The organism is Mycoavidus sp. SF9855 (assembly GCF_024582735.1).
Classification (GTDB): Bacteria; Pseudomonadota; Gammaproteobacteria; order Burkholderiales; family Burkholderiaceae; genus Mycoavidus.
Map to the genome: position 1 here is coordinate 1,948,169 of NZ_CP102085.1, position 23,588 is coordinate 1,971,756.

A 23,588-nucleotide genomic window follows, 5' to 3' on the forward strand; every position below is an offset into this window, starting at 1 on the left:
CGAATAGCAAGATTTTGAGTAGCTACCAGTGCAATGGTAATCAGAGCCCAACCCTTAAATTCAATCAATAAGGGGAAATACAAACCAATCACAAAGGATGCGCAAGTGCTTTCAGCCATACCTGTGGGGAGCAAATGAATTGCCCGGTCTTTAACACGTAAATTGTCCGGTTTTTGGGTGGGTTATGGGTACCCCCAAACAAGGCGGCTTTCTCTACCACTTGATTGAGTTGATGTGAATCACTCAATTTTACAGAAATTGATCACAGCCTGCCGTCCCGAATTAGTACCGCACAGCCTCATCCGCATGACGTTGCCAATTCTTTGCATATTCACGCGCCAGCGCTGGAAAATCCCGAATAATCAGCATATTCTCTGCATTTTTTTGCTGCGCCGTATACGTAAAATTAAAACTACCTGTAATCAACACCGGATGCGCGCTATTAGCGTCGATTATCATCACCTTGTTATGGGCATTACGATATTTCACTTCTCGGCGAACCCAAATGCCAGCCTGAGCCAGCGTAGATAGGCGCGAATCGCGTGCCTCTTCCAGCCGCGCGGCGTCAACTAATATGCGCACATCGACGCCGCGCGCATGAGCCTTAAGCAAGGCATGAATAATTCGTTTATTTGACAGCAGATAGGCTTGTACTAGAACTTGTTTGCGCGCACGCCGCACAGCAGCCAAGATTAATCCTTCAACATTATCGCGTGGCACAAACGCAGCCTGCACCGTGCCTTGCGCCTTCAGCACTACAGGTGGCATGTAGTTAACTGATATGCGAGCATCGCTTGCAGTCACTAACGATGCCGTCAAGACAAGCAATGTACTTAAACTAAAAAGAGCCTTCATGATTCGATCACAGGAGTTTATAATCCGCATTGGACGAACTTTCAATCCAAATTAGACGAGCTTATAATCCGAATTGGACGGGAGCCAAATCCATATTAGACGGAGTTTAAATACGAAATGGCCGGGACTCATTTAACCCTTTTTCCGCGGTTTGCCATCGAGCGCATCCTCACGGCGCTTAAAGACACCCCAGTGGTGATGGTCAACGGCCCGCGTCAGTGCGGTAAAACCACCTTGGTTCGCCAGTTTGCCAGCACGAGCCATGTCTACATTACGCTTGACGATGACACAGTGCTTGCGGCTGCTCGCAGCGACCCAAGCGGATTTGTGCGCCAACTGGATTATGCCATTATCGATGAAGTACAGCGGGCCCCCGAGCTATTACGCGCAATCAAAAAGGCGGTTGATGATGATCGCCGGCCCGGGCGCTTCCTGCTCACTGGCTCAGCCAATATACTCACTCTGCCGACAGTATCAGAGAGCTTAGCTGGACGCATGGAAATCGTGCAACTGTTGCCCCTTTCTCTCGCTGAGATCAACAGTAAAAAGCCAGCATTCCTAGCTCATGCATTTGCTGGCGCCCTTGTGCAGCCAGCAGAAATAATGCTCGATCATGCGCTGGTGCAAACCGTGTTGACTGGCGGTTATCCAGAAATGTTTGTGCGTCAAAATCCAAAACGGCGCCAAGCATGGCGACGTGATTACCTACATGCGCTCTTACAGCGCGATGTGCGAGACGTCGCAAAGATTGAGAAATTTGACCTTTTACCGCGTTTGCTACAAATTCTCGCCCACCACTCTGGGCAATTGCTTAATTTCACCCAGATTGCGGGCCAACTTGGCCTTGATAGCAAGACGGCAAGTAAATATTTGGCTGTTTTCGAGCAATTATTTCTTGTTTATCGCCTCAAACCTTGGTTCCGCAATCAGCTTAAACGAGTTATCAAGACGCCCAAGCTACATTTTTTTGATGCCGGATTACTGGCCAGTATGCTAGGTGCAACACCTGAACGAATTGCAGAAAACCGCACCCTATTTGGTCCGCTCCTTGAGACTTTCGTTGTCTCTGAAATAATGAAGCAGATCACATGGAGCGATGAAACGTATACGCTCCACCACTATCGAGATAAAGAGCTAGATGAAGTAGATCTTGTGGTTGAAAACGAAGTAGGCGCCGTGCTTGGTATCGAAATTAAGTCATCCGCGTCGATCTCTGCCAGTGATTTCAAAGGGCTGCGCAAGCTAGCTCATATCTGCCAAAATGACTTTAAGCTCGGGATTGTTTTTTATAACGGGGAGAACATCGTTCCGTTTGGGGGTCGTCTATTCGCCGCGCCTATATCCTGCCTTTGGGGATAAGCACGGCTGTCTCACGCGCTACATGGGTCAACAAAATACGGCAGGCCCCCGATACACAGAGTTCGGGGGAGATCTAGCAAGATGAATTTAAGCTCGAGATGGCCTTTTATTCAACACGCCGCTCAAGCACCGCAGCAAAAAAACCATCTGTCATATGCCGGTGCGGCCATAGCGATAAATAATCACCGGTATCAAGATCGATATGCTGTCCGGCAAACACCCCACTCGCGGGGATTAACTCAAACCCCGGATGCGCTGCCAAGAAAGCTTCAACCACGGCTTCATTTTCTGCCGCAAGCAAGCTGCAGGTTGCATAAATCAAGCGTCCACCTGGCTTAACCAGACGCGCCGCGCTCGCCAGAATTGAGGCTTGCTTAAGCGCCAACTCAGCCACTGACGCAGGCGTGTGTCGCCACTTAAGGTCAGGATTACGGCGTAGCGTGCCTAAACCACTGCATGGTGCATCAATCAAAACCCGATCAATCTTGCCAGCCAGGCGCTTGATCTTGCTATCGTGCTCACTATCCAGAAGCACAGGATGGACATTAGACAGACCGCTTTTTGCCAGCCGGGGCTTAAGTTTTGCCAGGCGCCTATCGGCCACATCAAAGGCATACAAACGCCCGGTAGAGCGCATCAGCGCTCCTAGCGCCAGTGTTTTGCCACCCGCTCCCGCACAAAAATCCACCACCATCTCACCTCGTTTAGGCGCGACCAGATGGCACAGTAACTGACTGCCTTCATCTTGCACTTCAAAGTGACCTTGCTCAAAAGCCAGCAGACGGTTTAACGCGGGTTTACCTGTCACGCGCACGCCAAACGGCGCAAATGGGGTAGCCTGTGCTTCTATGCCAGCTTCAGCCAGCGTAGCAATCACTTCATCACGGCTTGCTTTGAGGGGATTGACCCGCAAATCAAGCGTCGCGGGGTAGTTGAGCACGGTGGCCAGGTGTTTGTATTCATCGGCGCTAAAACCCTTGCCGGAGAGTTGCTCACTGAGCGCTGCCTCAAGCCACTCCGGCAAATTCATTTGAATCCGTGGGGGTAAGCTTGCCGGATCAATTTTTGCGACGCGCTCAAGCCACTCTACCTCAGCAGCAGATACCGAAGGCAGCAGTGTTTGCCGCCCCACTGTTTGCATCAGTCCAAGCAGTGCAAGCCGCCGAGTAGGCCGGTTGCTGCCGCTTTCAGCCAAATGCGCAAATTCAAGCTTACGGCGCAAGACTGCAAATACCGCTTCAGCAATGAAGCCACGTTCAGCATGGCCAAGCTTTGGCTGGGAGCGAAAAAAACGGCTGGTGACGACATCTGCCGGGCCGGTAAATTTCAATAACTCATTGAGCAATGTTTCGCTTTGATCGATGAGCCAAGGAGGAAGTTTTCTCATATTGAGCCTTCGGGGGCAATCAGCCATTGGGGGTCAGGTGGTATCAATCTCACGCGCGCGCCATCAAGCATCAGCCGGTCTTCGATAAACCAGCGTACGACGCGCGGATAGAGGATGTGTTCGCTCGCCAAGACGCGTGCGGCTAGGGTTGTCTCGTCATCATCCACCATTACAGGTACGACGGACTGGGCAATAATCGGCCCGCCATCGAGTTCTGAGTTAACGAAATGGGCCGTCGCGCCATGGATTTTGACACCGGAATCTAACGCGCGCTGATGCGTGTTTAAGCCACGAAAGCTCGGTAACAATGAGGGATGGACGTTCAGTATGCGGTTTGCGTAACGCTCAACGAAAGCTGCTGTTAAGACCCGCATAAAACCCGCTAATACAATCAAATCTGGCGTAAATGAATCAATTGCTTCAGCCAGCGCTGCTTCAAACAACGCGCGCTCAGGATACGTCTTTGAATCAACGGTCACCGCCGCAATCCCTTGCGAGCGCGCGAAGATCAGACCTTGGGCATCGGCCCGATTTGCAATTACAGCCGCAACGCGTGCAGGCCAACGCTGCGCTTCACAGGCGCGCACAATCGCTTCCATATTGCTGCCGCGCCCGGAAATTAGAATCACAATTTTTTTCATTGACGGATTTTAACACCAGAGACGACCGATTCATTCCCTCTGAGCGTAATAAGTACCCAGTGCTATACTTGTTATCTTCCTCTTCTGAGCTAGCCGAAAAACAGGATAGCTCGATTAAACGGTTAAACAGCACGAAAAGCAGTGGATAGGCAAAAATTGGGTTTATGGCAGCATCGAAGCGGCAAGTGTCAGATCATTTGCGCAACCGACAGTGTCCAATCAACAATGGTTATCATCAATCGGTCACAGCACATAAATAGATGGCACATAATAGAGACTGCATGTGAGAGTGTTTAGAGGCCTTTCTAACGCGCGCAGCAAAACACCATGCGCCTTAACTATTGGCAATTTTGATGGCGTGCACCGCGGCCATCAAATGCTGCTAGCGCATATGCGCGAACAGGCTCAGCAACGAGGCTTGCCGGTTTGCGTGATGACTTTCGAGCCACATCCACGCGAATTTTTTAATGCGGCCAGCGCACCGCCGCGCATTGCGCTGTTGCGTGACAAGCTTGAAGCCTTGCGCCTATGTGGCGTGAACCAGGTGATTGTTGAGCCATTCAATGCTACTTTCGCGAGTCAAGCTGCGGCGACTTTTATCGAGCGCGTCATCGTACAAGGCCTAAATACACGCTGGCTTTTAGTGGGCGATGACTTTCGTTATGGCGCAAAACGGGCTGGCGATTTCGCTACCTTACAAACCGCCAGCAAGCAATATGGGTTTGAGGTCGAGAAAATCGCCACGATTACCAATGGCAATCTACGGATCTCTAGCTCTGCTGTACGGGCCGCCTTGCTCACGGGAGATCTGGCCAGCGCCGGCGTTTTGCTGGGTCGTGCCTATATGATTAGCGGTCATGTCATACATGGCAGCAAATTGGGGCGCGAGCTTGGTTTTCCGACCTTGAATTTTCGCATAGCATCCCAACGCTTAGCGCTTAGCGGCATCTTTGCGGTACGTGTGCATGGACTAGCCGCAAACCCATTGCCGGCTGTCGCCAGCCTTGGCATACGACCTACGGTGGATGATTCGGGCCGGACGTTGCTCGAAGCGCATGTCCTCGATTGGCAAGGCGACGCTTATGGCAAACTAGTGCGAATTGAATTCCTGAAAAAATTGCGCGGCGAGGAAAAATATGATGACCTTGCCACCTTACGCGCCGCGATTGCGCGCGACGTAGACAATGCGCGTACATTCTTCATCTCCTCTGATCAGAAACTATGAGCGATAAAAAAGCGGATGCAAAACCAGTTGCAAAATATCCGGTTAACCTCCTAAACACCTCTTTTCCAATGCGCGCTGAGCTACCCAAACGCGAACCGCAATGGATCAAAGCATGGCAACAAAAAAAGGTGTATCAAAAAATTCGCCAGATTTGCAAGGGGCGCCCGCAATTTGTCCTGCACGACGGCCCCCCCTATGCCAATGGCGATATTCACCTTGGCCATGCGGTTAACAAAATCTTGAAAGACATGATTGTGAAAGCGCGCACGCTGGCTGGCTTTGATGCCGCCTATGTGCCGGGCTGGGATTGTCATGGCATGCCGATCGAAATTCAAATTGAAAAAAAGTTTGGCAAAGCACTGCCCACTGCCGAAGTGCAGCGCAAAGCGCGCGCTTACGCGAATGAACAGATCGAGCGGCAAAAGACTGCATTTCAGCGCTTAGGGGTACTCGGCGATTGGGAGTCACCTTATCTCACGATGGCTTTTGCCAATGAGGCGAATGAAATCCGCGCCTTCGCCAAAATTCTCGAAAAAGGATATATCTTTCGTGGCCTAAAACCTGTGAATTGGTGCTTTGACTGCGGCTCGGCCCTAGCCGAAGCGGAGGTCGAATATCAAGATAAAACCGATCCCACGATTGATGTTGGCTTTGCTTTCGCCCAACCAGAAAAAATCGCACAGGCATTTGGGCTCACCACGTTACCCCAAGCAAACGGTTGGATTGTCATCTGGACCACGACCCCGTGGACCATTCCGGCGAATCAAGCGCTGAATCTCCATCCAGAGTTTAGCTATAGTTTGGTTGACACGCCACGTGGCTTACTGATTCTGGCCACCGAACGCGTTGAAACATGCCTACAAGCGTATGGACTCAGCGGCACGATCATTGCATCGGCGCCAGGTAAAGCGCTAGCAGGGCTCCATTTTCATCATCCGCTGGCCACTGCGCACGAAGCCTATCAACGGACTGCGCCCATCCACCTTGGCGATTATGTAACCTTAGAGACGGGCACGGGGGTGGTTCACTCAGCACCGGCCTATGGCGTTGAGGATTTTATTTCGTGTAAAGCGCATCACATTCATGATGAGCAGATGATTAACCCGGTGCTCGGCAATGGCCATTATGCTGAATCGCTGGCCCTTTTTGGCGGCCTGTCGATTTGGCAAGCGAATCCTAAAATTGTCGAAGCCTTAGACCAAGCTGGCGGGTTATTCAAAACCGAAATGTATACGCATAGCTATATGCATTGCTGGCGGCATAAAACACCCATCATTTATCGTGCGACTTCGCAATGGTTTGTGGGCATGGATCTAGTCCCTAAGGAAGGCGGCAAAACTCTGCGCGCCGCCGCCTTGGAAGGCATTGAGGCGACACATTTCTACCCGGCCTGGGGCAAACAGCGGCTATTTGGCATGATTGCTAACCGTCCCGATTGGACGGTCTCGCGGCAACGTCAATGGGGCGTACCGATCGCTTTTTTTGTGCATAAAGAAACTGGCGAGCTCCATCCTAATATGCTGGCCCTGCTTGAAGAAATCGCCCAACGCGTTGAGCAGGGCGGCATTGAAGCATGGCAAGCGCTTGATCCGCGTGAGTTACTCGGCGATGACGCAGATCACTATGAAAAAAACCGCGATACGCTCGATGTTTGGTTTGATTCTGGCACCACCCATTGGCATGTACTACGCGGCTCTCATCAGGATCAGCTTACCTTTCCAGCTGATTTGTATTTAGAAGGATCCGATCAGCATCGTGGCTGGTTCCATTCATCGCTGTTAACCGCGTCTATGCTTGATGGCCAGCCGCCTTACAAAGCCCTGCTCACGCACGGCTTTACCGTCGACGGACAAGGCCGCAAGATGTCAAAGTCGCTCGGCAATGTGATTGCACCGCAGCAAATCACTGACACCCTGGGCGCGGAGATTATTCGGCTCTGGGTCGCATCGACCGACTATTCAGGCGAGCTATCCATTTCCGATGAAATCTTAAAACGCGTCGTCGAGAGTTATCGACGCATCCGTAATACGCTGCGCTTTTTATTGGCCAATTTGTCTGATTTTGTATATGCGCAGCACGCTCAACCGATCGCTAGCTGGCTTGAAATGGATCGCTATGCGCTGGCGATGTCAGCGGCTTTGCAACGCGAGATTCTCGTGCATTACGAGCAATATGAATTCCAGCCAGCGCTAGCAAAGCTCCAGACCTTTTGTTCAGAGGATTTGGGGAGTTTTTACCTGGATATCCTTAAAGACCGCCTCTATACCGCAGCGCCAGATGCGCCCGCACGGCGCGCCGCGCAAACCGTGCTGTATCACATCACGCAAAGTCTGTTGCGGATGATTGCGCCTATTTTATCCTTTACCGCCGAAGAAGCATGGCAAGTCCTAGAGCCGGACGCAGCCACCATTTTTACCGAAACTCATCACACCTATCCAGCCGTCGAGCACGCTGCAACACTGATTGCCAAATGGCAACTAGTGCGCACGGTGCGTAGTGAAGTTACCAAAGCACTTGAAGCTGCTCGTACCAGTGGTCAGATCGGTTCATCGTTGCAAGCCGAGGTGGAGTTAAGCATGAGCGGCGTGCGTTATGAGACCCTAGCAAGCTTAGGCGACGACTTAAAATTTATTTTGATTACGTCCGCCGCGACCGTCGTCAAAGTTGAGCAGGAAAGCGCTGAAGGCGTCTATGTGACCCCTTCAGCACATCACAAATGCGAGCGTTGTTGGCATTATCGTAGCGACGTCGGCACAGAATCCGCCCATCCCACCCTCTGCATGAGATGTTTTAACAATCTATTTGGCGCTGGCGAACCTACGCGGAGGGCGGCATAATGGCAAACCAACACAATCGTGAAACACTCATACGTTGGTTAGGGTTAGCGCTGGCCATTATCTTGTGCGACCAGCTCAGCAAGCTCTCAATCATGCACACTTATGCTTATGGCGAGTCGCATCCGCTGACTTCATTTTTTAATCTAGTCCTGGTCTATAATCCAGGCGCGGCTTTTAGCTTTTTAGCGAAAGCCGGCGGCTGGCAACGCTGGGCTTTTATTGCGTTGGGCATAGCTGCAGCATTTTTTATCACTTACTTACTTAAACGGCACAGCGGCCAAAAGCTTTTTTGCACTGCGCTGTCTCTCATTCTTGGGGGCGCGCTTGGCAATGTCGTCGACCGGCTGTTATATGGCCATGTCATTGATTTCCTCGATTTTCATTTTCGGGGGTGGCACTGGCCAGCCTTCAACGTGGCCGATAGCGCGATTACGTGCGGTGCAATTTTGCTGATTATCGATGAACTGCGGCGCGTTCGTCGCGCACGCTGAAGCAATAGAGGTGTGGCGCTGCAATCACGAACGCACAGCTGATGAGGCCATGCTCATTTAGGCTGATGACGCCATACTCAGTTATTGTGCGAAACTCCGAACCGGCTGATTAACTTAAAGAATCCAGATGGATCTGCTCAACAAACATCTCGTGCTTGGTCTAACAGGCGGCATTGCCTGCTATAAATCTGCGCAATTAACCCGTCTTCTCACCCAAGCAGGCGCTACTGTACAGGTCGTGATGACCGACGCCGCGACCCAATTCATTACACCGGTTACGATGCAGGCGCTGTCAGGCCGCCCAGTCTATACCAGCCAGTGGGATGCACGCATGAGCAATAATATGGCTCATATCGACCTTTCACGGGCGGCCGATGCAATCATCATCGCGCCCACCTCAGCGGATTTTATTGCAAAGCTGGTCCACGGCTTGGCCGACGATCTTCTCTCCACGCTAGCCATTGGGCGCACTTGCCCGCTGCTGGTGGCCCCGGCGATGAATCAGCAGATGTGGCAAAATCCAGCTACCCAGCGCAACCTCGCGCAACTTCATGCAGATAAAATCTTGGTACTGGGCCCTGATGCCGGGTCGCAAGCATGCGGCGAAACCGGTGCAGGCCGGATGCTTGAACCAACGGCAATATTAGATGCCATCATGGCATTTTTTCAACCAAAATTACTGGCCGGCAAACGCGTACTCATCACGGCAGGCCCGACCTATGAACCGATTGATCCAGTCCGCGGCCTCACCAACCGTTCAAGCGGCAAAATGGGCTTCGCTGTGGCACGCGCAGCGGCGCACAGTGGCGCGCAGGTTCGCTTAATTGCAGGCCCAACGCCACTTGCTACGCCCGCCGGCGTGATCCGTGACGACGTACAAACCGCTCAACAAATGTGTGATGCCGTCATGGCCGAAATAGCCGAAACCGATATTTTTATCGCGGTCGCAGCCGTTTCTGACTGGCGCGTTGACCAAGTCAGCATGGAAAAGATTAAGAAAAATGGCGAAGCCATCGCCCCTCGCTTCACTTTTGTTGAAAATCCAGATATTTTGCGGCTGGTCGCCCATTTGCCCAAGCCCCCCTTTTGCGTAGGTTTTGCAGCAGAAAGTGAAGAGCTTGAGAAGCATGGACAGGAAAAACGGCTACGCAAAAACGTACCGCTTTTAGTCGGCAATCTTGGTCCTAAGGCTTTTGGTTACGACGACAACGAAGTCACATTATTCGACGCAACAGGCGCGACCCCGTTGCCGCGCATGGATAAACAAGCGCTGGCCCGCACTTTAATCGCTGAAATTGCACAGCGTCTAACGGTTAAAGATTAATATGAAAATCGATATCAAAATTCTCGATCCGCGCATGCGTGATCAATTACCGCACTATGCAAGCCCGGGCAGCGCCGGCCTTGATTTGCGTGCGTGCCTTGAAGCTCCGCTGACGCTTGAGCCTGGCACTACGGCATTAGTCCCCACCGGGCTCGCGATTCATCTAAATGACCCAGGCTATGCCGCGCTGATTTTGCCACGCTCAGGGCTTGGGCATAAACACGGTATTGTGCTGGGCAATCTAGTGGGGCTGATTGATTCCGACTACCAAGGGCAGTTGATGATTTCGACCTGGAACCGAGGGCAAACTCGCTTTACGCTCACGCCCTTTGAGCGTTTGGCCCAACTCGTAGTCGTGCCGGTGATACAAGCTGAATTTAATATTGTTGATGAGTTTGCGCAAAGTGCACGTGGTGAAGGCGGGTTTGGCAGTACCGGTAGGGCGTAGATAACTCCGATTTGTGCGGCTAGCACCTGTGTTTGGTTGCGTTGGAAAACGCGATGATTGAACATCATCAACACTCTCCATTTTGCTTCGTTTTAATTTGATGCTAAGCCGCTTGAACTCACTGGGGTTACATAACTAGACAAGAGGGTGTCAGGAATTTTGTGTGAAAGAAGTCATATGATAATGAAGTTAATAAAAAGGGAAGCATATGACGAAGATAGACAAAGGGATATTAGATAAATTTCTAGAGGGAGTAGATCTGTCGAATCCTCAATCGATATTCACAGAAGTGATGTTGACCCTCTCTCACGGACAAAAAATGGTTTCCATTAATCAATTGGAAATGGATATGAAATTATTTTGTTATGCGGCATGAACACAAGGCAAAACAGAATCCACCCTGCCAAACTTAAAGCAGTCCAACTCATGTAGAGAGTCATTAGTCGACCCTGAATAACTCGTAAGCTCTTATGTGGTAAAGGTTTTTCGTCGAAATAGAGTGGCACAAATTGCAATAAAATGGCATATTAAGAAAGTAAATCTTGCAATTTGTGATGAGGCAAAAATGGGTCCAAAGGCAACGGCGAGCACAGGAGATTTATTCCGGTATCCGCTAAACGAACAGATCAATATGAAGCATCCGTTGGTGCGACTGGCGGGTTTAATCAACTGGGATCAGCTTAGCGTGTTGATGAGTGAGAACTTCACCTCAAATAGAGGTCGACCTGCGACCTCGCCACGACTCATAGCAGGCTTACTGTATCTGCAATACGCATTCAATTTGTCTGATGAAGAAGTGGTGTTGGGTTGGCTGGAAAACCCCTACCATCAATTTTTTACAGGGGAAACGTACCTCCAAACCGAGGCGCCGATTGACCCGTCAAGTCTAACGCGTTGGCGTAATCGGCTGGGTGAAGCGGGCGTAGAAGAGCTATTAGCGGAGACGATCGAAGCGGCCAAACGTAGTGATGTCATCAAAGCGTCGAGCGTAAAACGAGTGATCGTTGACACCACGGTGATGGAGAAAGCGATAGCGCATCCAACCGACTCGCGACTGCTAGAGCGTTGCCGAGAGCACCTGGTGAAAGCGGCGGAACAACATGGCTTAAAGTTACGGCAAAACTACAACCGAGTCGCGCCCCGCCTATCAATCCAAATCGGCCGCTATGCGCACGCGAAGCAGCACAAACGAATGAACAAGGCGTTGAGCACCCTGCGTTCGCGAGTGGGACGAGTGATGCGTGACGTTGAAAGACAAATCGAGTCAGTGGCCGAGCAAGGGCGTGAAGCATTGCGAGAGTTGATATCCCGTACGAAACGAATCATTTCGCAAAGGCGCAAGGACAAAGACAAACTCTATGCTCTGCATGCCCCGGAAGTGGAGTGTATTGCCAAGGGCAAGGCGCGTAAGCCCTACGAGTTCGGTGTGAAAGTGTCGATCACGACGACTCATCAGGAGGGGCTGGTGGTTGGCGCACGCTCGATGCCAGGAAATCCCTACGACGGTCATACGCTGGCCGAGGCGCTAGAACAGGCAGCGATCTTAAGTGACGTGACTCCAGAGGTTGCCATCGTTGATCGGGGTTACAAAGGAATTGCGATAGAGGGTGTAAAAATCTATCACTCTGGCATGCGTCGGGGTATTACCCGTACGCTAAGCGCGATCATCAAACGACGCAGTGCCATCGAGCCCACTATTGGTCATATGAAAGCGGATGGGAAGCTCGGTCGAAATTGGCTTAAAGGGGCATTAGGCGATGCCATGCACGCTGTGCTCTGTGGCGCTGGGCATAACTTACGAATGATCCTCAGAAAGCTTCGGCTTTTTTACGTCTTTCTTTTATCCGTTTTATTCTGTCATACCTTTGCTGTTGGTTTGAGTTTTTAGATCAAATAGTACGTAAAACGATTTATTCAGGACCGACTCATTAGGTCGAATGTCGTTTTTTTGCAAATAGTTCCTTTCAAAGTTGATCGGTGAGACGTAGTTGAGAGCTGAATGCCTACGTTTGAGGTTGTACCAGGCCTCAATCCATGTGAATACAGCCAATCGAGCTTCAGATTTGCTCTTAAAGTTTCGACGATCGAGCAATTCGCATTCAAGGCTGGCAAAAAAGCTCTCCGCCATCGCGTTGTCATAGGCATCCCCTACGCTGCCCATAGAAGCTCTTACGCGCATTGCCTTGCAGCGATTGCCAAAGGCAAGGCTAGTGTATTGACACCCTTGATCACTGTGATGAATCACATTTTCTGGCTAGCGTTGTTCAAGCGCCATATTCAAGGCATCGAGCATCAGATCAGTGTCAAGAGACTCACCAATTGCCCAGCCCACCACACGTCGACTCCACACAGCCAGAACAATGGCCAGATAGATAAAACCTACCCCAGTTGGCACGAACGTGGCATCCGCCACCCACAGCTGGTTTGGCTCATCCGCAACAAATCGACGATTCACCAGATCGGGCGCGGGTCGTTGTCGCAGGTCGCGTTTAGTTGTCACTTGGTAGCGGCGACGGCATACCCCCCGCAGGCTGTGAATGCGCATCAGCCGTGCCACTCGGCGACGACTGACAATCCAACCTTGCTCCTTCAGCTCAGCTCGAATACGTGGCATACCATAAGTCTCATCTGACTCAGCGTGAATCGTGCGAATGTCCTCTATCAGTTGCGCATTCGCTTGCTCACGAGCATTCGGTACACGTTTACGCCAGTCATAATATGCACTGCGCGAAACGTTTAGAACTTGGCACAATGCCTGCACTGGAAATTCGGCCTGATTCACCATCACGAGTTCGAAGATGGGGTGTACATCTTCTCGCCTTTGGCGGCAAACCAGGCCGTAGCCTTTGCCAAGATATCTCGCTCCACCTGTAGCTGGCGTACTTGACGGCGTAAGCGACTAAGCTCTTCACGCTCTGCAACACTTAGGCCCGCCTTGACCGATGATTTGGGTTCTTGAGCTATCGAGGCTTGGGCTATCCAATTAAGGATTGTCTTAGTACAGCATCCTAACTCTTTGGATAGCTCCTTAGCGCTCTTACCCGCTTGCACTAGCTCTACGAAAGGCCGCTGGATACGGCGCTCTAGATTGATTCATTACGAACTCCTTTTAGGTAGTTTAAAAGTGTCCGCGAAAAGAAGCCAACTTCAGTCTGATCCGCACGACTTTTCCCGATGGCTTCATCTTGTCCACTCGTCGCTCCAGCGCTGTGCTGGTGAGCTTTGATATAGCTACCATCAATAAACGTCCACTCTAAATCCGGTTGATTGACCAATGCCTTAAAAATTTTTAACCACTTACCGCTTGCTGACCAAGCATTGAATCTTTTATACACCGTATTCCAACAGCCAAAGAACTTTGGCAAATCGCGCCACGGACACCCAACACGCAGACGATAAAGCATGCCTTCGACCCTTAAGCGCAAGTTACGCTTGCGATAAATCTGTTCATCAAGCAAAATCTTTTCTAGCTTCGACCAAAATTCATCCGTAAGAAGTAATCGGGGCATTGCAAACTCGTATTGTCTCGGTGTGGAAACCTCAACAATACGGGTTTGCTCTTATTTTTCAAGAGATTCGCGACAAACGTCAACACGCCCTAGTAGTGCGTATGTTGGGTTTACCCCAATATCTCGCTATTAATTCTAAAAACGCCTTGATTTTACTTATTCTGTCGCCTAGCCTAAATTTACAATGTGCTCTCCAAGCAGCGTTGGTAGGATTTGCAAGATCTGCTGCGTAAAAACCAGCCCCATTTACCTAAAGATCTTGAAGTACTACCGCAATTCTAGAGCCTTGTATCTATTCAAAACAAAATCTTTTTCACCTTACTTAGGAGTTTTTATGATCGAACTGCACACTTCTTTTGGCGTGATCCAACTTGAGCTAGATGCTGAGAAAGCCCCGCAAACTGTCGAAAATTTTTTGAATTATGTCAAAAGCGCGCACTATGACGACACTATTTTTCACCGGGTGATTCCAGGCTTTATGATTCAAGGTGGTGGCTTTACAGAAGATATGGACCAAAAATCTACGCAGGCCACGATCAAAAATGAAGCCAATAATGGCCTCAAAAATGTACGCGGCAGTATTGTAATGGCCCGAACCAATGACCCCCACTCTGCCAGCGCACAATTTTTTATTAATCTGAGCGATAACGACTTTTTAAATTTCTCTGCTCCCACCGTACAGGGCTGGGGATACTGCGTCTTTGGGCGTGTGGTGTCCGGCCTAGAAGTGGTAGATAAAATCGCTGCTGTAAAAACAGGCACAAAAGGGCATCATCAAGATGTACCCGTAGAAACCGTCAAAATTGAAAAAGCAGTAGTTGCTTCGTAAGAACCTGTTCACGATCTTCCAAAAAGGTTCATATTTGGGGGAGCAGGAGCACAGAATTCGGATGTACTTGTACAGTGAGGATTGTGAGCACCGCACGACCCCTAAGATGGGCTTTTTTGGGAGACCAGAAACCGCTGGTTATCAGTAAGCATGATCAAACATTATAGCTTGGGACAAATGATGGGAAAGAGGAGTGACCTTGCCTGAAAATACCAACTACAAGAAAAACGAACGTTTATCTTGTAGTCAAAAAATTGCCGTTTGACGCAAAAAAGCACAAGAAAACCCATTCAAAAAATCAAAACAAGATTCAATTTCTAGATTTTGCTTTTCTGGCGCTGTCTGTTACTCATTCACGAAGTAATCCTTACGGTCCCCCTCGCTGCTGTGTTTGCATTTGTTGCAGTCAAGCCTTATCTATATCAATACATTAATGATCCAGGAAATTCTTGAGGATCCTGCTTGGCTTGGAAAAATGACAACGCGTGATCGGGCCGCGTTAAGCCCGCTGTTTACGAATCACGTTAACCCATTTGGACGTTTTGATCTCGATTTGGAGAGCAGAATCCAGTTCAGGAGCCGCATTACGCTTCCAAATTGAGGTAAAAAAACTGCTTTGCCCCTGGTAGTGCGTATGTTGGGTTTACCCCAGGAAGAAGAGCGTAGCCGTTTGACCTATGAAGCATTAGCCGATGTAGAGACAGGGCAGGTCATTGATTATCAAGCAGTTCAAGCATGGGCGAATAGCCTTAGCACTGATCAAATTTTGCCGTTGCCGCGCTAATGGAAGTAAAATGGACGAGTAAGGCGCTTGCAGAGTTAGGGCGATTGTATGAGTTTTTAGCCTCGGTTAGTCAATCAGCTGCTGCACATGTGATCCAGTCTCTCACTGCTGCACTGGCACGCTTGCAAGTGAATCCTCGTATAGGAGAGAGGTTTGAAGAATTTGACCCACGAGAGGTTCGCAGAATTTTTGTAGGGCATTATGAAATGCGCTATGAAATCCAGGGCTCCACGCTCTATATATTGCGTCTTTGGCATACGCGTGAAGACCATTAAGATGATTCTGCATAGCAGAAAGCTGGGGGGCGGTATTAACGCTGAAAATATATTGGCGAACAAGGATAATTGGGTGATAAAAAATCCATATGACACTCGTGGTGCAAGCGTGTACGTTGGGCGAGATCATACCGAGATGCAATGGAAGAAGCTGTTTGCCGATCAGCAATTGGATGGCTTTCTGGTGCAGGAATATATTGATTCCCAATATCTGATTGCCGGTGACGCGGCGTCTGGTTTCCGAGATCTAGTAGCAATCATTGCAAGCGGCTGTATCGTCAGGCACGCATCGCGCGTCAATTCTGGATATAAAGTGAATATCGCACAGGATGGAAAAAACCTGTCAGTTCTGAGCACACTCAATTTTCCAGCGCAGACCGGCATAATATAGCCATGTTCGGCCAGTGGTTATCGCGTTGCTCTGCAGGTCTCCGATCGCTGCACAGTCAAAATTTTCGTCTGTTTACGATAGGCAATTGCATTTCACTGATTGGACGCTGGATGCAGCGGGTGGGAGTCGCTTGGCTTGCCTGGACGCTGACTCACTCAAGTTTCTGGCTGGGTTTGATTGCGTTTGCCGATCTGTTCCCGACCATTTTCTTAAGTCCTCTCTCAGGCATACTGGCCGATCGATATGACCGTCGGCGTATCATGCTATTTACACAGCACACTGCCTTAATACAGGCGCTGCTACTCGCCGTCTTAACCAGTACAGGGCTAATTAATATCGAGGGTCTGTTTGTGCTGACACTGGGGCTCGGCGTGGCAGACGCGATCAACCAACCGGCGCGCCTTTCCTGGCTTCCCAGCCTGGTCAAAGCAGCTGACCTTCCTTCCGCAGTAGCAGTTAATTCCATTGTTTTCAACATTGCAAGATTTATCGGGCCTGCCATCGCGGGCATCGTAATTGCTGGTTCGGGTGTTGTTATCACCTTTGTTCTGAATGCACTCAGTTATGCTGTTTTTATTGCTACGCTGCTTTGCATTCGGTTAAAAAGCAAGCCGCGCGGACACAAGCGGTCCAACATTTGGCATGGAATGCGCGCCGGTTATCGGTACACGGCGCGTCATCCGCAAATTGGCCCAGTATTTCTAATGCTCATTTTGACCGCCCTCGGAATCCGCGGCATTCCGGAGCTGGCTCCGGCAATCGCTGAAATGGCATTTCAGCGAGGGGCCGGCGGATTCGCCGTGCTGATCACGATGATTGGTTTAGGTGCTTTGGTTGCAGGACTCTGGATAATCGGGCGAGACCTTTCCAAAGATCTGGCTTCGTTGATCATTCGTCATGTGCTATGTTTGTCGTTAAGCGTGTTATACCTAGCAATTAACCATGAATTTTTTATTGCGTTGTCTCTTTTCTTTGTGATCGGATTTTCTTTGGCGGTGACCGGGATCAGTGCACAAACCATAGTTCAAATGAAAGTGGCCGAGCACATGCGCGGAAGGGTGTTCGCACTGTATGGTGTCGTCTACCGGGGCGGCTCTGCAATTGGCGCGTTATGGATGGGAACCGTCGCCTCCTGTTATGGTGTCCGCTGGACCATATATGCAGGCGCAGCGCTGTGTTTTGCTGCCTGGTACTGGGCAAAGCGTTCAATTGGGCCACGAAGCGGAGTAGAGTGATGAATAAAGGCTGTGCTCATAGATGGCGCTTTTGGCTTCCATGTGGTCACTAGGCCAGATTCCCCGGCAAATGCGCCGGATAGTTACACAACTAAAGTGGAAACTTTTCCACGCATGTTTCATGCTTCAATCTGGTCAGTTTTGCACACTGTTTTGCAGCTATCTATTTTAAAGGAGAATTCATCTTGTCGACTATCTCTAATACTACGGGTTCTATGAATATTGGCACGCAGCCGTATATTGATTCAAAGCCAGACATTCGCTTTGAAACCGGTGATAAGGGGGACTTGACTGTGGTTATACAGACGAAAGATCTCGAAATGAAATCAGTCACTCAAAAAAATTTACCAGATTACATAAGGCTATTCAGCGATCCCACCAATATGGAAAAATACCGTGAGGGCGGCGTCTGGAGTGCAGATCAAACTAAAGAACATGTTAATACGTGGATAAACCTCTGGCAAAATGGAAATGCCTTTAGCGCTTTTGCTATCACCAACAGAAATGAAGATGATCAGTTTATTGGCAGTGTATTAATTAAAGCTTGGGAACCAGCAGATTCTTGGGATTCATGCATTGCTATTGCGATAGGTCGGGTGCTCTATCATAAACATTGGGGTAAAGGATTGGGCAAGCAGGTCGCTATTGCGCTGGTGAATTATTACATTCCTGAAGCGCTAGATCGAGGCTATAAACTGCCCTCTCTCTCCGGGGAAACTCCAAAAAACATTACCCTTACAGCGCGTGAAGATAATCATGCTTCCGTCAAGACTTGGAAATCTCTGGGATTGCCACAAGTTGCCACGATCGAAAGATTTGGAAGAGAGCGGCTCGTTTTTTCTGAAACTATCGAAAAGCTTGATAAAAGAAATTTGCCGGTTCTGTCGCAGTAAGGAGAGTGGTCTCAAAGGAGAGTGTTTCATCCCAGCGCACTATGAAAGCTAAAGGGCCACCACACTCTTCTGGCGGTGCTCGCCGCTTGCCGCCAATGCAGTATGGGTAAGTACGCTTTTCATCTTGCGCCAGACATGCTTCAATGCGCACCTCATATTGTCAGCCGTCTCCAAAATCATACTTGTAGAGAAAGCGCTCATTGATAAGGAATTTGAACTCGCATAGCCGAACCTGATCGGCATCGGTTGAAAAGCTGATATCGCCATCGTGGTAGACGCCATAGTCTTGGCCATGGATGTGAAATCGGTTCAAATGAGCATCGCTCCAGCCAAAGGCAATCTGCAGCGTGTCATGCAGTTCAGCAATTGTGCTGCCGCTGCGCACCAGCAACCAACGCCAAATCATTGGAGTAATCTGGCGAATCCAGACATGGAACTGGTAAATTTCAGCACCAGCTTCGTTGGGTATCGTCACTTCAGCCTCGCAAACAACCGTTGGACCATTTAATTTTGATAGCCAGACCCGAAGTCTGGTAAGGAAAATTAACATACCATCGTATCTGGCCGCCGAAAGAAGCTCTCTTCTCCTCAATGTGGTGGTAGCTAACCACCACAGACAAAATGATACAAGGAGCCAGATGAATCGAGAGATTCACGTCCTGTTGTATTAGGTCTAGCGGTACAATTGAAACTCATTGTAAGCTATTCGTAATCGGGCCCAAAGCTCCCTTCTTTGGGATTGAAAAGTAGCAAAAGTCCAATAGAAACATATCCAGTAGAAACATGATGCCCTCATCCAAAACTATCACTGCCGATAACCTAATCGCGCTTGGCGCTGATAGACTTGCAGCTATTCTGTACTCTCTGTCGCAAGAAGATGCTCACATAAAGCAAAGACTGCGCCTTGCCTTGGCTGAGCAAGCTGGGATTGAAACAGTCGCCAACGAAGTGAAAAAACGTCTAGCCTCATTGAAGCGCTCACAGGCTGCTATCGCTTGCGAAAAAATCCACGCACTGAAACAAGATCTTTATTTGCAATACGAAACCATTGTAGAACGCATTGCACCCAAGCGACCTGATCTGGCACTTGAGTTATTGTGGTTATTTATGGGGCTTGCCCCCTCAATTTATGAGCGCAGCTACGACCGCAACAATGACCTAAGCATGGTCTTTCATCAGCCTCGCGAAGATCTTGGCGGCATTGCGCAACGCGCAAATCCTGAGCCGATGGCGTTAGCCAATCAAACCTTCACTGCAATCAAGGCCAATGACTACGGACAATACGAGGGCTTAGTCGAGATACTCTTTCCCGCGCTGGGACAACAGGGAGTTGCGCACCTTAAAGCAAAAATCAACGCTGCGCTCGCGATCCATCCTAAGCGTCAAGATAATCGATTTGATTACCAAGAACGTGTGCTCGTGCGCGCGCTACAAGATTTAGCTGATCAAGAAAAAGATGTCGATGCCTATATTGCACTCACCACGGCAGCCGAGCAGCGCATGCCACATGTTGCAGCTCAGATCGCACACCGTTTGCTCAACGCCGGGCGGGGAGAAGAGGCAATGACTGCTCTGCTCGAAGGCCATCCCCAACTTCATGCTAACCGCTATCACGCGTCCTCGCATGAATGGGATAAGGTCTATCTTGAAACGCTCGACGCGACAAATCGAACCGAAGAAGCGCAAACAATCCGCTTAGAAAAGTTCGATCAACACCTGAACAGTGAAGCCCTGCGTGCCTATCTCAAACGCTTGCCGGCTTTCGATCAAGCCGCGGTCGAAGAAAAAGCACTTGCATATGCGTTGCAGTTTCCCAATGCCGTAGTGGCGTTAAACTTCTTTTCAAGTTGGCCAAGCCTTTCTTATGCCGCTCAACTCACGCTCACGCGGACCTCTGAAATCGACGGTGATGCGTGTTATTCACTTGACGAAACTGCGCAGCAGTTAGCAGGGAGCTACCCTTTAGCCGCCACCTTGTTGCGTCGTGCGATGATCGAAGCTATCTTGCGCAGCGCTAAATCGAAACGTTACCGTCATGCGGTGCGCCATCTGGCTGAATGCCAGTCGCTGGACAATCTTATCTCCTGCTACGAACCTTACGTTTCTCACCAAACGTTCGTCGCGACTCTGCGTACTGCACATTCTCGTAAAAGTGGTTTTTGGGCTCACATGAAAGAATTTGGCATGGATCAGCCGATTGCTTAATTTTGCTTAGAATGTATTCAACCTTCTCCAAAAAAACTTTATGTCGAGCAAGCAGGCGCATCAACCCCAACCGCAAAAGATGGACCCGCAGGAACATTTAAACCAAGGGGATCGTCGCCCTCTCCCATCTGAGGTTGACAATTCTGCGCGGCCCGACACTGGCTCCAAAGAGAGTACTCTGGCCCTGGAAATATCTCCGACGGGGCGAATCCATCTGGCATCTGTTGCAGGGCAGTCTGATTTATCCCCAGCGGCCACCACGCGCATCCGCCAAGCCTTCGAGCGCGGCAGCGGCCATGGGCTACTCCACTTGGGCGCAGTAGAGCTGGCGACATGGTTGCCGTCTTCTCTTGCATTCGGTCGCGAGTTGGGTCATCTGTTCATGGCGCGCTGGTGTGCGGTGCCGGATTTAACGCATCAGTGGGACAGCGCCGAGATTGCCCCCCCTCTCACCGAGTTGGAAAAGCTGGTAGCGTCAATTCCGCTGATGATCGGAGCGCACTATCTAAATCTCGCCGGCTTGGCAATTCTTTGGGCTGATCTGCACGCCGCGGCGCGCACAGAAATCTCGGCCGAACATGACGACGTGCAGGCATGGCTACAGCGTAAGCACGCAAGCTGGAATTTGGTTGGTCGCGTTTGTTTTCATCTCGCCGAAAATAAAAATAATGAGCAAGCGCCCTTCGCTTTTCTCGCGACGTATGCAGCCGGCGTATCGCCACGTTCACAGGTGCAGCACCAGGCGCTAGGCAAGGCGTTACAAGAGTACGCTGGCGTAGGCGACCGCAACACGCTGCTTGGGCTGCTGCTGCCGGTGCACAAGGCGGCCGAGCAGAGTCCATGGTTAAAAGTGCTGGTGGACTCCGGCGCCATTTTTCGTCCAATCGCGTGGACGCCCTCCGACGCACATCAATTCTTGCGTAACATTCCACTCTTCGAAGCATGCGGTATCGTGGTGCGGATTCCGGACTGGTGGAAACCCCATCAGCCAGCACGACCGCAGGTACAGGTGAATATCGGCAACCGCGCTGCTGGCTTAGGGCTGGATACGATGCTCGACTTCAATGTATCGCTTTCACTCGATGGCGAGGCGCTTTCGTCTGCTGAATGGGAACAACTGCTCGCTGCCGGCGATGGTTTGGTACGACTCAAAGGGCGTTGGGTTGAACTGGATCGAGAAAAGCTCGATGGGGTCCTCGCACATTGGCAAAAAGTACAGCGCGAGGCGGCTGGCGAGGGGATTTCTTTTCTTAATGGTTTGCGCTTGTTAGCCGGTGCCGCAGTGGAAGCCAATGGCATGGCAGCACTATCAGACGATACGGCAGATTGGTCTACTGTAGTGGCGGGTGACTGGCTGAAGGATGCGCTGGAAGGGCTACGCAATCCACACAATGTGCGTAGCAAAGCGCACCCCGGAGCGGAACTCAAGGCACAACTACGCGCCTACCAACAAGATGGCGTGCAGTGGTTATGGTGGTTGCATCGCCTGGGGTTGGGAGGATGCCTGGCGGATGATATGGGTCTAGGAAAGACGGTGCAAGTCATCGCGCTGCTCTTGCTGGCAAAACAGGAAGCCGATCCGGGTCCGCATTTGTTGGTGTTGCCCGCATCGTTGATCGGCAACTGGCAAGCCGAAATGGCCCGCTTCGCGCCTACTCTACGCATATTGGTGGCACACTCCTCGGCGCAACCAGGCAAAGCGCTTGCTACCCTATCTGCCGGGCAATTGGCCGAGTGGGATGTTGTCATCACCAGTTACGGTAACTTGATCCGTCTACCCTGGCTGCTGGAGACACGCTGGTCGCTGGTGGTGCTGGATGAAGCCCAAGCCATCAAAAATCCGGGGGCGCGGCAGACGCAAGCGGCCAAGGCATTGAAGAGCCGGGTGCGATTTGCGTTGACCGGGACACCGGTGGAAAACCGACTGGGCGATTTATGGTCACTGTTCGATTTTATCTGTCCCGGTCTACTGGGCTCTAACAAGATGTTCAGTCGTTTCGCACGCTTTTTAGAGCAAGACGAGCAGCTTGGTTACGCGCCGTTGCGCAAGCTGGTTCAGCCTTACATTCTGCGCCGCCTGAAAAGCGATAAGCGGATTATTGCCGACCTGCCGGACAAAACCGAGGTTAAGGCTTATTGCGTACTCAGCCGACTGCAAGCCAGTCTGTATCAACAAGCAGTCGATGCGCTGGCCAAACAGATCGAAACTCTGGATGGCATCGCCAGGCGGGGTGCGGTGTTGGCGTTCCTGATGCGCTTCAAGCAGATCTGCAATCATCCGTCCCAATGGTTAGGCGATGGTGCTTATGCGCCAGATGACAGCGGAAAATTTGCCCGTTTGCGCGAACTTGCAGAAGCGATTGCGGCGCGCCAAGAAAAAGTCTTGATATTTACCCAATTCCAGGAAATGACCGGGCCGTTAGTTGAATTTTTACAAGGGGTGTTTGGGCGACCTGGATTGCTGTTGCATGGCGCAACCCCTGTCAAAACACGCCAGTCGCTGGTTGATCAATTTCAACAGGAACAAGGACCGCCGTTTTTTGTACTATCCATCAAAGCGGGGGGCACTGGCCTTAATCTGACGGCCGCATCGCACGTGATTCATTTCGATCGCTGGTGGAATCCCGCGGTGGAAAATCAGGCGACCGATCGTGCCTACCGCATCGGCCAGAAAAAAAATGTGCTGGTCCATAAATTTATTTGTCGCGGTACTGTCGAAGAAAAAATCGATGCGCTGATCGATACCAAACTCGGACTATCAAATGATATCCTTACAAACGGTGGCGAAATGTTGCTGACCGAAATGGATAATAAGGCATTACTAAAGCTAGTATCGCTTGATATTAATAGCGCCATGGATGATAAATAAACTCGCTGTACAGCTCTGTCATGTGGAATGA

20 protein-coding genes and 3 pseudogenes are annotated in these 23,588 nt (G+C 50.5%); 17 read left to right on the plus strand and 6 right to left on the minus strand.

Going from position 1 to position 23,588, the window contains the following annotated elements; genetic code table 11:
* Window positions 1-282: 282 nt before the first annotated feature.
* Window positions 283-855, minus strand: a complete 573-nt coding sequence (locus tag NQD60_RS07820) for a phospholipase D family protein (RefSeq protein WP_257100355.1) — start codon at window positions 853-855, stop codon at window positions 283-285.
* Between the two features lie 117 nt (window positions 856-972).
* Between NQD60_RS07820 and NQD60_RS07825 the strand changes: the two genes are divergently transcribed.
* Complete coding sequence (locus tag NQD60_RS07825; protein ID WP_257100356.1) at window positions 973-2,214, plus strand: ATP-binding protein; 1,242 nt, start codon at window positions 973-975, stop codon at window positions 2,212-2,214.
* A 106-nt stretch (window positions 2,215-2,320) separates the two neighbouring features.
* On the opposite strand, the gene NQD60_RS07830 is transcribed toward NQD60_RS07825, so the two are convergent.
* Together NQD60_RS07830 and purN are read right to left on the minus strand one after the other, a co-directional pair.
* Window positions 2,321-3,601, minus strand: a complete 1,281-nt coding sequence (locus NQD60_RS07830; protein ID WP_257100357.1) for an RsmB/NOP family class I SAM-dependent RNA methyltransferase — start codon at window positions 3,599-3,601, stop codon at window positions 2,321-2,323.
* Window positions 3,598-4,242 (minus strand): phosphoribosylglycinamide formyltransferase, encoded by a 645-nt coding sequence (gene purN, locus NQD60_RS07835; RefSeq protein WP_257100358.1) that lies wholly within the window; start codon window positions 4,240-4,242, stop codon window positions 3,598-3,600. Before purN ends, NQD60_RS07830 begins: the two co-directional genes overlap by 4 nt.
* Before the next feature lie 283 nt (window positions 4,243-4,525).
* Here purN and NQD60_RS07840 point away from each other — a divergent pair, with 283 nt between their 5' ends.
* From NQD60_RS07840 to NQD60_RS07870, 7 genes are all read left to right on the plus strand, one after another.
* Entirely contained in the window at window positions 4,526-5,467 is a 942-nt protein-coding gene (locus NQD60_RS07840; RefSeq protein WP_257100359.1) for a bifunctional riboflavin kinase/FAD synthetase, read from the plus strand.
* Entirely contained in the window at window positions 5,464-8,304 is a 2,841-nt protein-coding gene (gene ileS / locus NQD60_RS07845) for an isoleucine--tRNA ligase (protein ID WP_257100360.1), read from the plus strand. The genes NQD60_RS07840 and ileS overlap by 4 nt, the downstream gene beginning before the upstream one ends.
* The gene (lspA, locus tag NQD60_RS07850) at window positions 8,304-8,795 is read left to right on the plus strand and encodes a signal peptidase II (RefSeq protein WP_257100361.1); all 492 of its coding nucleotides are present in this window, start codon (window positions 8,304-8,306) and stop codon (window positions 8,793-8,795) included. The genes ileS and lspA overlap by 1 nt, the downstream gene beginning before the upstream one ends.
* 127 nt (window positions 8,796-8,922) lie before the next feature.
* Window positions 8,923-10,119: a bifunctional phosphopantothenoylcysteine decarboxylase/phosphopantothenate--cysteine ligase CoaBC gene (gene coaBC / locus NQD60_RS07855; protein ID WP_257100362.1), complete on the plus strand. Its 1,197-nt coding sequence runs from the start codon at window positions 8,923-8,925 to the stop codon at window positions 10,117-10,119.
* Between the two features lies 1 nt (window position 10,120).
* The gene (gene dut / locus NQD60_RS07860; RefSeq protein ID WP_257100363.1) at window positions 10,121-10,567 is read left to right on the plus strand and encodes a dUTP diphosphatase; all 447 of its coding nucleotides are present in this window, start codon (window positions 10,121-10,123) and stop codon (window positions 10,565-10,567) included.
* Window positions 10,568-10,775: 208 nt separating this feature from the next.
* Window positions 10,776-10,943, plus strand: coding sequence for a hypothetical protein (locus tag NQD60_RS07865; protein ID WP_257100364.1), 168 nt, complete (start codon window positions 10,776-10,778; stop codon window positions 10,941-10,943).
* Window positions 10,944-11,132: 189 nt separating this feature from the next.
* Window positions 11,133-12,455, plus strand: coding sequence for an IS5 family transposase (locus tag NQD60_RS07870; protein WP_257100365.1), 1,323 nt, complete (start codon window positions 11,133-11,135; stop codon window positions 12,453-12,455).
* Here the strand turns inward: NQD60_RS07870 and NQD60_RS07875 are convergent.
* Window positions 12,417-13,664: pseudogene (locus NQD60_RS07875) on the minus strand (IS3 family transposase). The gene NQD60_RS07870 and the pseudogene NQD60_RS07875 sit on opposite strands and share 39 nt — an antisense overlap.
* A 61-nt stretch (window positions 13,665-13,725) precedes the next feature.
* A pseudogene (locus tag NQD60_RS07880) lies at window positions 13,726-14,076 on the minus strand (IS5 family transposase); the annotation flags it as partial.
* A 334-nt stretch (window positions 14,077-14,410) separates the two neighbouring features.
* On the opposite strand from NQD60_RS07880, the gene NQD60_RS07885 reads away from it, so the two are divergent.
* The 7 genes from NQD60_RS07885 to NQD60_RS07910 all read left to right on the plus strand — a co-directional run bounded on the left by NQD60_RS07885 (window position 14,411) and on the right by NQD60_RS07910 (window position 18,483).
* On the plus strand, window positions 14,411-14,905 hold the full coding sequence (locus NQD60_RS07885) for a peptidylprolyl isomerase (protein ID WP_257100366.1): 495 nt from the start codon (window positions 14,411-14,413) through the stop codon (window positions 14,903-14,905).
* A 433-nt stretch (window positions 14,906-15,338) separates the two neighbouring features.
* The gene (locus NQD60_RS09205) at window positions 15,339-15,506 is read left to right on the plus strand and encodes a hypothetical protein (protein WP_368736108.1); all 168 of its coding nucleotides are present in this window, start codon (window positions 15,339-15,341) and stop codon (window positions 15,504-15,506) included.
* A 33-nt stretch (window positions 15,507-15,539) separates the two neighbouring features.
* Window positions 15,540-15,689, plus strand: coding sequence for a hypothetical protein (locus tag NQD60_RS07890; protein WP_257100367.1), 150 nt, complete (start codon window positions 15,540-15,542; stop codon window positions 15,687-15,689).
* Entirely contained in the window at window positions 15,689-15,964 is a 276-nt protein-coding gene (locus NQD60_RS07895; RefSeq protein ID WP_257100368.1) for a type II toxin-antitoxin system RelE/ParE family toxin, read from the plus strand. Before NQD60_RS07890 ends, NQD60_RS07895 begins: the two co-directional genes overlap by 1 nt.
* A gap of 73 nt (window positions 15,965-16,037) precedes the next feature.
* Window positions 16,038-16,355: a hypothetical protein gene (locus tag NQD60_RS07900; protein ID WP_257100369.1), complete on the plus strand. Its 318-nt coding sequence runs from the start codon at window positions 16,038-16,040 to the stop codon at window positions 16,353-16,355.
* 2 nt (window positions 16,356-16,357) lie between these two features.
* Entirely contained in the window at window positions 16,358-17,590 is a 1,233-nt protein-coding gene (locus NQD60_RS07905) for an MFS transporter (RefSeq protein ID WP_257100370.1), read from the plus strand.
* A 215-nt stretch (window positions 17,591-17,805) separates the two neighbouring features.
* Window positions 17,806-18,483 carry a GNAT family N-acetyltransferase gene (locus NQD60_RS07910; RefSeq protein WP_257100371.1) on the plus strand — a complete coding sequence of 226 codons (678 nt, stop codon included), beginning with the start codon at window positions 17,806-17,808 and terminating at the stop codon, window positions 18,481-18,483.
* Here NQD60_RS07910 and NQD60_RS07915 read toward each other — a convergent pair.
* A pseudogene (locus NQD60_RS07915) lies at window positions 18,437-19,033 on the minus strand (plasmid pRiA4b ORF-3 family protein). The gene NQD60_RS07910 and the pseudogene NQD60_RS07915 overlap by 47 nt on opposite strands.
* 233 nt (window positions 19,034-19,266) lie before the next feature.
* Here NQD60_RS07915 and NQD60_RS07920 point away from each other — a divergent pair.
* Both NQD60_RS07920 and NQD60_RS07925 read left to right on the plus strand, forming a co-directional pair.
* Window positions 19,267-20,688, plus strand: coding sequence for a DUF6880 family protein (locus tag NQD60_RS07920; RefSeq protein ID WP_257100372.1), 1,422 nt, complete (start codon window positions 19,267-19,269; stop codon window positions 20,686-20,688).
* Window positions 20,689-20,728: 40 nt separating this feature from the next.
* The gene (locus tag NQD60_RS07925) at window positions 20,729-23,557 is read left to right on the plus strand and encodes a DEAD/DEAH box helicase (RefSeq protein ID WP_257100373.1); all 2,829 of its coding nucleotides are present in this window, start codon (window positions 20,729-20,731) and stop codon (window positions 23,555-23,557) included.
* Window positions 23,558-23,588: the final 31 nt, after the last annotated feature.